At 68.1% G+C, this 8,937-nt stretch carries 10 protein-coding genes; 5 read left to right on the top strand and 5 right to left on the bottom strand.

Annotated elements, in window-relative coordinates:
- The first annotated feature begins 48 nt into the window (after positions 1 to 48).
- The 4 genes from ACW18C_RS01865 (at position 49) to ACW18C_RS01850 (ending at position 4,323) form a co-directional block, all read left to right on the top strand.
- Positions 49 to 1,116 carry a substrate-binding domain-containing protein gene (locus ACW18C_RS01865; protein WP_492072487.1) on the top strand — a complete coding sequence of 356 codons (1,068 nt, stop codon included), beginning with the start codon at positions 49 to 51 and terminating at the stop codon, positions 1,114 to 1,116.
- A gap of 82 nt (positions 1,117 to 1,198) precedes the next feature.
- Complete coding sequence (gene galU, locus ACW18C_RS01860; protein WP_492072486.1) at positions 1,199 to 2,077, top strand: UTP--glucose-1-phosphate uridylyltransferase GalU; 879 nt, start codon at positions 1,199 to 1,201, stop codon at positions 2,075 to 2,077.
- Positions 2,078 to 2,334: 257 nt separating this feature from the next.
- Positions 2,335 to 3,129, top strand: a complete 795-nt coding sequence (locus ACW18C_RS01855; RefSeq protein WP_164952750.1) for an enoyl-ACP reductase FabI — start codon at positions 2,335 to 2,337, stop codon at positions 3,127 to 3,129.
- Between the two features lie 9 nt (positions 3,130 to 3,138).
- A complete protein-coding gene (locus ACW18C_RS01850) occupies positions 3,139 to 4,323 on the top strand; it encodes a benzoate/H(+) symporter BenE family transporter (RefSeq protein ID WP_492073952.1) in 1,185 nt (394 codons plus the stop codon).
- Between the two features lie 27 nt (positions 4,324 to 4,350).
- Here ACW18C_RS01850 and ACW18C_RS01845 read toward each other — a convergent pair whose 3' ends face one another.
- Positions 4,351 to 4,746 carry a DUF3597 domain-containing protein gene (locus tag ACW18C_RS01845; RefSeq protein WP_008264261.1) on the bottom strand — a complete coding sequence of 132 codons (396 nt, stop codon included), beginning with the start codon at positions 4,744 to 4,746 and terminating at the stop codon, positions 4,351 to 4,353.
- Between the two features lie 51 nt (positions 4,747 to 4,797).
- Positions 4,798 to 5,526, bottom strand: coding sequence for a glutathione S-transferase N-terminal domain-containing protein (locus ACW18C_RS01840; RefSeq protein ID WP_492073950.1), 729 nt, complete (start codon positions 5,524 to 5,526; stop codon positions 4,798 to 4,800).
- 163 nt (positions 5,527 to 5,689) lie between these two features.
- Here ACW18C_RS01840 and ACW18C_RS01835 point away from each other — a divergent pair, with 163 nt between their 5' ends.
- On the top strand, positions 5,690 to 5,866 hold the full coding sequence (locus tag ACW18C_RS01835) for a YegP family protein (RefSeq protein WP_008260025.1): 177 nt from the start codon (positions 5,690 to 5,692) through the stop codon (positions 5,864 to 5,866).
- Here ACW18C_RS01835 and rimM read toward each other — a convergent pair.
- The 3 genes from rimM to ffh all read right to left on the bottom strand — a co-directional run bounded on the left by rimM (position 5,863) and on the right by ffh (position 8,757).
- On the bottom strand, positions 5,863 to 6,390 hold the full coding sequence (gene rimM, locus ACW18C_RS01830; protein WP_492072484.1) for a ribosome maturation factor RimM: 528 nt from the start codon (positions 6,388 to 6,390) through the stop codon (positions 5,863 to 5,865). The genes ACW18C_RS01835 and rimM overlap by 4 nt on opposite strands.
- Before the next feature lie 231 nt (positions 6,391 to 6,621).
- Entirely contained in the window at positions 6,622 to 7,164 is a 543-nt protein-coding gene (rpsP, locus tag ACW18C_RS01825; RefSeq protein WP_008263068.1) for a 30S ribosomal protein S16, read from the bottom strand.
- Between the two features lie 24 nt (positions 7,165 to 7,188).
- Positions 7,189 to 8,757: a signal recognition particle protein gene (gene ffh, locus ACW18C_RS01820; protein WP_492072482.1), complete on the bottom strand. Its 1,569-nt coding sequence runs from the start codon at positions 8,755 to 8,757 to the stop codon at positions 7,189 to 7,191.
- Positions 8,758 to 8,937 lie beyond the last annotated feature (180 nt).

Raw genomic sequence — 8,937 nt, 5'->3', positions numbered from 1 at the left:
CTCGTCTGGTCTAACCGTCGTGAAATCGATGCTCAGGGAGATCTTCAAATGATCCGCACACTGAAACTGGCGACGGCGGCCGCCGCCCTTCTGGCCCTGGCGGCCTGCGGCGACGGCGGTTCCGGCGGCGGCTCCAGCGCCCGTTCGGGCATCTGGTCGGCCGGTTCGTCGACCGTCTTCCCCTTCGCCACCCGCGTGGCCGAGAATTTCGCCCGCACCGCCGGCGGCGCCGCGCCCCGCGTCGAATCCCTGGGCACCGGCGGCGGCATCCAGGCCTTCTGCCAGGGCGTCGGCCCGAACACCCCGGACATCGCCAACGCCTCGCGTCAGATGAAGGCGTCGGAGTTCGACCTGTGCCAGAAGAACGGCGTCACCGACATCGTCGAGATCAAGATCGGCTTTGACGGCATCGTCGTCGCCACGGCCCGCAACGGCAACGGCTTCAACTTCGAACTGAACGACCTGTACGAAGGCCTGGCCAAGGAAGTGCCCGGCCCCGACGGCCAGTTCGTCGCCAACCCGGCCAAGACCTGGAACGAGGTCAACAAGGGCCTGCCGAACCAGCGGATCCAGGTCTATGGCCCGCCGCCCACCTCGGGCACGCGCGACGCCTTCCTGGAGCTGGGCATGACGCCGGGCGCCAAGCTGGTGCCCGCCGCCGCCGCCGTCGAAAAGACCGACAAGGACCGGTTCGAGGCCCTGGCCCACACCCTGCGCGAAGACGGCGCCTGGATCGACTCGGGCGAGAACGACAACGCCATCGTCCAGACCCTGACCCGCACCCCCGGCTCGCTGGGCGTGTTCGGCTATTCCTTCCTGGAACAGAACCTGGACACGGTGAAGGCCGAGACCATCGACGGCGTCACCCCCAACGCCGACACCATCGCCAGCGGCGAATACCCGCTGTCGCGCAGCCTCTTCATCTATGTGAAGAAGGCCCATATCGGCGTAATCCCGGGCCTGCAGCAGTATATTCAGGAATTCCTGTCGGAAGGCGCCGCAGGCAAGGGCGGCTATCTGGCCGACCGCGGCCTGATCCCGCTGCCCGAAGACCAGCTGGTCGCCCAGCGCGCGACCGCATCGGCCATGACCCCGATGCAGCGGCCCGCCAAGTAGGGCGGAACCGACGGCCGTCCCGCCCCTTCTTTCGCCGGTCCGCACCGGCTAAGAGGGGCGGGATAGCTGTCAGGATTCATTGATGACCACCAAGCCCGCGCGTCTGCGCAAGGCCGTTCTGCCCGTCGCGGGCCTCGGCACCCGCGTTCTTCCCGGCACCAAGACCACGCCCAAGGAACTGCTGAACGTCGTCGATCGGCCGATTCTGTCCTATATCGTGGAAGAAGCCCGCGAAGCCGGGATCGAACACATCGTCTTCGTCACCGGCCGCTCCAAGGGCGCCATCGAGGACTATTTCGATCACCAGATCGAGCTTGAGGCCCAACTGCTGGCCAAGGGCAAGATCGAGATCCTCGAGATGATGAACGCCGAGCTGGCCTCGGCCGGCGAGATGAGCTTCACCCGCCAGATGCAGCCCAAGGGGCTGGGCCACGCCGTCTGGTGCGCCCGCGACATCATCGGCGACGAGCCCTTCGCCGTCATCCTGCCCGACGTCATCGTCGATTCGCAGCCCGGCGCCCTGAAACAGCTGGCCGAGGTCTATGCCGAGACCGGCGGCAACATCATCGGCGTGGAATCCGTCGCTGTCGAACTGGCCCACAAATACGGCATCGTCGATCCGGTCGGCCGTCAGGGCAACCGGATCGAGATGAAGGGGATGGTCGAGAAGCCCGCCCCCGGCACGGCGCCGTCCAATCTGTCGATCTCGGGCCGCTACATCCTTCAGCCGGAGATCTTCGACCTGCTGGCGACCCAGGAGAAGGGCGCCGGGGGCGAGATCCAGCTGACCGACGCCATGGCCCGCCTGATGGAGCGCCAGGCCTTCACCGCCGTCGAATACGCGGGCGTCACCCACGACTGCGGCGACAAGATCGGCCTGCTGCGCGCCAATGTGGCCCTGGCCCTGAAACGCCCCGACCTGGGCGAGGCGGCGCGGGCGGCGATTTCGGCCCTGCTTTAAGCACAGACCGACGATCTCCCTCCCCCTGCGGGGAGGGGCGTCGCGTCAGCGACGGGGCGGGGGCGGCAAGGCGACGCCGCTCGGATCTTCTAATGTCGGGGACAGGTCGCGCGGCCCTTCCCACCCGGCTTCGGCTCCGCCTTCGCCCCCCTCCCCCGCAGGGGGAGGGAGAAGACGTTGAGCCCGTGGCCTGCGCCTGCTAACCCTCCGCGCAAATCATCAGGAGACGTATCATGGCCGCTTCCGAAGGCTGGAACATGCCGACCGGCGAACTCATGAAGGGCAAGAAGGGCCTGATCATGGGGGTGGCGAACGCCAATTCCATCGCCTGGGGCATCGCCTCGCAACTGGCGGCCCAGGGGGCGGAACTGGCCTTCACCTATCTGGGCGAGGGGCTTGAGCGTCGGGTGCGGCCGCTGGCCGAGAGCGTGGGCGCCAGGCTGCTGATCCAGGCCGACGTCACCGACGACGCCTCGATGGACGCCGCCTTCGCCGAGCTGGAAAAGGAGTTCGGCACGATCGACTTCGTCGTCCACTCGGTCGCCTTCGCCAACAAGGACGAGCTGAAGGGGTCGTTCGTCGAGAACACCAGCCGCGACAGCTTCCTGCTGGCCATGAACATCTCGGCCTTCAGCTTCGTGGACGTGGCCAAGCGCGCGTCGAAACTGATGCCGAACGGCGGGTCGATGATCACCATGACCTACCTCGGCTCGGAACGGGCCATCCCCAACTACAACACCATGGGCGTGGCCAAGGCGGCGCTGGAGGCGGCGACCCGCTATATCGCCCGCGACCTGGGGCCCAAGGGCATCCGCGTCAACGCCATCTCGGCCGGCGCCATGCGCACCCTGTCGCTGGCCGGCATCTCGGGCGGCCGCGGCATGATCAGCCAGGGCCGCGCCATGTCGGCCATGAAGGAAGACACCTCGATGGAAGGCGTCGCCGGGGCGGCCCTGTGGCTGTGCTCGGACCTGGGTCTGTCGACCACGGGCGAAGTCGTCCACGTCGACGCCGGCTTCCACATGATGGGTCTGGCCGGCGACGAGGAATAGGGGCGTCCCCTGTCCATTTCCGAACCGTCCGTCCCCCTGCTGACGCCGTCCGCCGTTTCGGCGGCGGCGGTGGCGACCGTCGTCGGCTTCGGCGGCACGGTGGCCCTGGTGGTGCAGGCGGGTCAGGCGCTGGGCGCCCACCCCGCCCAGATCGTGTCGATGGTCACAGCCCTGTGCCTGGGCATAGGCGTGCCGGGCATGGTGCTGAGCTGGCGCCTGCGGATGCCGGTCGTTCTGGCCTGGTCGACGCCCGGCGCGGCCCTGCTCGCGGCCTCCACTCTGGGGCTGGGCTGGGCCAACGCCGTCGGCGCCTACGTGGTGGCGGGCGTGTTGATGGTGCTGACAGGCCTGTTGCCGGTCCTGGGACGGCTGGCCCAGAAAATCCCGGCCTCGGTCGCCTCGGCCATGCTGGCGGGCGTGCTGTCGCCCTTCGTGCTGAGACTGTTCAAGGTCGCGCCCGACGAACTGACCTTGGCGGCCGGCCTGCTGGCCGTCTTCATCGTCGTGCGCCGCCTGTGGCCCGCCTGGGCCCTGCCCGCCGTCCTGGGCGCGGCTTTCGTCGTGCTGATGCTCAGGAACCAGATCGGCCTGCCGCCGGGGACCGGCCTGTTCGGGACGCTGTCGCCCGTCATCCCCGCCTTTGACTGGAAGGTCGCCGCCAGTCTGGGCCTGCCGTTGTTCCTGGTGACGCTGGCGTCGCAGAACCTGCCGGGCCTGGTGGTGTTGCGGGCCGCCGGATATGCGCCCCCGGCGAACCTCCTGATCCTGGCGACAGGCCTGACCAGCGTGATCGCCGCGCCGTTCGGGGCGCACGGAGTCAATCTGGCCGCCATAACCGCCGCCCTCTGCACCGGACCGGACGCCCACCCGGATCCGGCGCGACGCTGGATCGTCGGGGTGATCTATGGCGGCTTCTATATCCTGGTGGCGCTGTTCGCGGCGCCGCTGGCGGGACTGTTCATCGCCATGCCGCCGGCGGTGCTGGCCATCATCACGGGCCTGGCCTTGATCGCCGCCCTGACGGGCGCGCTGAGCGCCATGCTGGCCAAGGCCGACGAGCGCGAAGCCGCCGTCCTGACCTTCGCCGCCACCGGATCGGGGATAGCCCTGTTCGGCATAGGCTCGGCCTTCTGGGGCCTGGTCGTCGGTTTCGCAGCCCTGGGCGCGCTGCGCTGGATCAGACCGAAAGCCTGATCCAGCGCCCCGGCCCGCCGGGTCGCCTCAGTCCCGCAGCGACGCCGGGACCTGGCCGCCGTTTTCCGCCAGCTTGTTCCAGACCGCCCTGGACAGGGCGGTGTTCTGCTCGGCCGAGCCGTGTTCGCCGGCGTGGACGTTCAGTTCCTCGGCCAGTTCCTTGCGGGCGGCCAGGCTGGAATCCAGATCCAGCAGCTTCAGCAGATCGACGATCGAGGTGCGCCAGTTGCCGCCGCCGCCCCTGGATTCGGCCAGATCGCTGAGCACCGCCTCGACATCGACCGGGGGCAGGACAGGCGCCGCCGTCGCAATGGGCGCAGCGCCGGGCGTGGGGGGCGCGCCGCCGACGGTCGGCGACGGCGCGGGGGCCGTCTTCGGTTTGTGGCCGGTGATCTTGTTCCAGATCGAAGAGAAGATGCCCATCGGTCGCGCTCCTGTTGGTGTGGCGAGACAACGCGGCCAATGGGCGAGGGTTCAGCCGCGCGCCGGAATCGCCAGCCCGCGCTGCACCGCCGGACGGGCCAGGCCGCGCTGCACCGCCGGACGGGCCAGGCCGCGCTCCAGCCAGGCGGCGACGTGCGGGAAGTCGTTGAAGCCGACGATCTCGCCCGCCTCGTAGAAGCCGATCAGGTTGCGGACCCAGCCCAGCGTAGCGACGTCGGCGATGGAATAGTCGTCCATGATCCAGTCGCGGCCCTCTAGCCGCGTTTCCAGCACGCCCAGTAGACGGCGGCTTTCGGCGACGTAGCGGTCGCGCGGACGCTTGTCCTCATAGTCCTTGCCGGCGAACTTGTGGAAGAAGCCCAGCTGGCCGAACATCGGGCCGATCGCGCCCATCTGGAACATGACCCACTGGATCGTCTCGTAGCGGGTCGCCGGGTCGGTCGAGAGCAGTTTGCCGGTCTTTTCCGCCAGATAGATCAGGATGGCGCCGGACTCGAACAGGGCCAGCGGCCGCCCGCCGGGGCCGTCGGGGTCGAGAATGGCGGGGATCTTGCCGTTGGGGTTCAGCGAGAGAAATTCCGGCCCCCAGGTCTCGTTGGCCATGATGTCGATGAAGTGCGGCTCATAGGCCAGGCCGACCTCTTCCAGCATGATCGACACCTTCACGCCATTGGGCGTGGGCAGGGAATAGAGCTGCAACCGGTCGGGATGCTGGGCCGGCCAGCGGTGGGTGATCGGAAAGGCGGACAGGTCGGTCATGGGTTCGGCCTCGGCGTGGTGATGAACACCCATGTCGGCGCCATGCGCGAGGTTCGCAACTGTCATCGGCACGATTTGGTCGCGGGCTTGTGTCTGGAAACGCACCGAGGACGGCGCCAGCTTGGCCGTGACCGATCACAGGTCGCAGGAAGGGAGACGCCCGATGGCGCACAAGTTCGAGATCTACAAGGACAAGGCCGGCGAGTTCCGGGTCCGGTTCAAATACAATTCCGAGACCCTGTTCTCGACCGAAGGCTACAGCTCCAAGGCCTCGGCTCAGAACGCCATCGACTCCATCAAGAAGAACGGCCCGGACGCCGAGGTCGAAGACAACAGCTAGTCCGGCTCGCGCTCGCCCACCTCGGTCGGCGGGACGGCCAGAAGCCAGCCGTCGGCCAGGTGCAGCTCGGGCGTCGCTGCCTTGGTGAAGGGCAGATACCAGGTCGGGCCGCCGGTCGCGGGGGCGATCTCCAGCATGTCGTCGGCGCCGAAATTCTGGACCGACTTGACCGTGCCCATGACCTCGCCCGCCGTGTCGCGGACCTCGACGCCCAGCAGGTCGGCGAGATAGAATTCGTCCTCGTCCGGTTCGGGGAAGCGGTCGCGGGGAACATAGAGTTTCAGGCCGCGCAGGGCGTCGGCCTGTTCCTTGGTGGCGATCTCCTTGGCCCGGCCGACCACGCCGCTCTTGTCCGGGCGGGTCGAGGTCAGGGTCAGGGCCACCGTGCCGTCGGCGCGCAACAGCGGGCCATAGGCGGTCAGGGCCAGGGGATCGGCGGTGAAGGCGGTCACCCGCACCTCGCCCCGCACCCCGAAACCGCCGCCGATCTGGCCGACGAGGATCAATTTGCTGTCCGTGGTCATGGTCTGTGTCCGTCGTCCTAGATCTTCCCCCGCTTGCGGGGGAAGTGTCAGCTCGTCGAGCGCAGCGAGACGGCTGACGATGGGGGAAGTGTCGCGACACTTCCCTCTCCGACCCTGGATCGGCTGCGCCGATCGCCGGGCCACCTCTCCCGCAAGCGGGAGAGGGTCTAGTAGCGCATGAAAAAGGCGGCGTCGAAGGACGCCGCCTTGATCGTGTCGAGACCGAAGATCTTAGGCTTCGGTCTTTTCTTCGGTTGCTTCTTCAGCAGCGGGGGCCTCTTCAGCAGCGGCTTCAGCGGCGGGCGCTTCTTCGGCCGGGGCTTCTTCGACAGCCGGAGCAGCCGCGGCGGCGGCGGCTTCTTCCTTGGCGCGGGCGGCGGCTTCAGCGGCCTCGACCTTGGCGGCGGCTTCGGCTTCCAGGCGGTCGGCTTCGCGCTGGGCGCGTTCGGCGGCGCGCTCTTGCGCCTTCTTGCCGGGCTGGGCCTTGTTCGGGTTGTTGGACTGGGTCCACTTCACCTTGGCGCCCAGGGTCTCGTCCTGCGACAGGAAGCGGGCGACGCGGTCGGTCGGCTGGGCGCCCTTGCCGAGCCATTCGGCGATACGCTCGACCTTCAGGGCGACGCGCGGAGTGGCGCCGTCCTTGGGCAGCATCGGGTTGTAGCTGCCGACCTTCTCGATGAACTTGCCGTCGCGGGGCGAGTGCGAGTCAGCGATGACGATGTGGTAGTAGGGGCGCTTCTTGGCGCCGCCGCGGGCCAGACGAATCTTCAGCATTTTGAGTCTCTTTCTAGGAAGTCGTTATTTCTTGGGAGGGAAGCCCGGCAGGCCCGGAAGGCCTCCCGGAAGTTGTCCGCCGCCCCCGAGGGGGTTTCCAAGTCCCGCGAGGCGGTCCTGGATGGCTTTCAGGTCGTCGGCGCTGGGTTCCGGCGTCTTGCCGCCGCCCAGGGCCTTCAATCGGTTCAGATCGGGGCCGCCGCCCATGCCCGGCATGCCGGGGATGCCGCCGCCGCCGCCGCCGCCGAGGCCGCCCAGCATGGCGGCCATCTGCTGCATCTTCTTGGGTCCGCCGCGCGCCATCTGCTTGACCACGTCGGCCATCTGGCGGTGCTGTTTCAGAACCCGGTTCACGTCCTGGACATCGACGCCGGCGCCGGCGGCGATCCGCTTCTTGCGGCTGGCGTTCAGCAGGTCGGGCTTCTTGCGCTCGACCTTGGTCATCGAGGAGATGATGGCTTCCTGGCGCAGGATCATGCGGTCGTCGATGCCGCTCTCGGCCATCTGACCCTTCATCTTGGCCACGCCGGGCAGCATGCCCATGATGCCCTGAAGCCCGCCCATCCGCTTCATCTGCTGAAGCTGGCCGGCCAGGTCGTCCAGGTCGAACTGACCCTTGGCCAGCTTGCGGGCCATCTTCTCGGCCTTGGCCTGGTCCAGGTCCTGCGACGCCTTCTCGACCAGGGCGACGATATCGCCCTGACCCAGGATGCGGCCGGCGACGCGGCGGGCGTCGAACACGTCCAGCGCATCGACCTTTTCGCCGGCGCCCAGATATTTGATCGGCAGGCCGGTGACGGCCCGCATCGACAGCATGGCGCCGCCGCGACCGTCGCCGTCCGCGCGGGTCAGGACCAGGCCGGTCAGGGGCAGGCGCGCGTGGAAGGCGGCGGCGGTGCGGACCGCGTCCTGGCCGGTCAGGCTGTCGGCGACCAGCAGGGTCTCGACCGGCTTGGCGATCTCGGCGACCTCGGCCACCTCGTTCATCAGCCCTTCGTCCAGGGTGATGCGGCCGGCGGTGTCGAGGATCAGGACGTCGAAGCCCTGGAGCTTGGCCGACTGCAGCGCCCGGCGTGTGATCTGGACCGCGCTCTCGCCCTCCACGATGGGCAGGACGGCGACGTCGATCTGTTTGCCCAGCTGGGCCAGCTGTTCCATCGCAGCCGGACGACGGGTGTCCAGCGAGGCCATCATGACCTTCTTGCGATCGAACTTGGTCAGGCGCAGCGCCAGCTTGGCCGAGGTCGTGGTCTTGCCCGAGCCTTGCAGGCCGGCCATCAGCACCACGGCAGGCGGGGTGGCGTTGGTGTTGAGCGGGACCGGCTCTTCGCCGCCCAGCATCTCGATCAGGCCGTCATAGACGATCTTGACCACCTGGTCGGCGGGGCGGACCGAACGGATGACCTCTTCGCCGGTGGCGCGCTCGGTGGCGAAGGCGATGAATTCCTTGACGACCGGCAGGGCGACGTCGGCCTCGAGCAGGGCCACGCGCACTTCGCGCATCGCCTCGGCGACATCCTTTTCGGACAGGGCGCCGCGGCCGGTGATCCGGTCGAAGACGCCTGTCAGCCGCTCGTTCAGAGCCTCGAACATTCACTACCTCGTGGCGACGGGTGAAGCGGCTCCATACGACAACGGCCTCTGGCGACGATCACGTCGGCAGAGGGTTCTCGCCGGGCTCGTTCTTTCCTTAGGGCTACCGGCCTTCGGCCTACTTGAGCCCGAAAGGGCCGTGCTCAAGTAGCGCTAAGCGCGATAGCACAACAGAAAAGC

This window comes from Brevundimonas sp. FV1ye7S, assembly GCF_058680995.1.
This window is presented reverse-complemented; position numbering and strand designations above follow the sequence as displayed.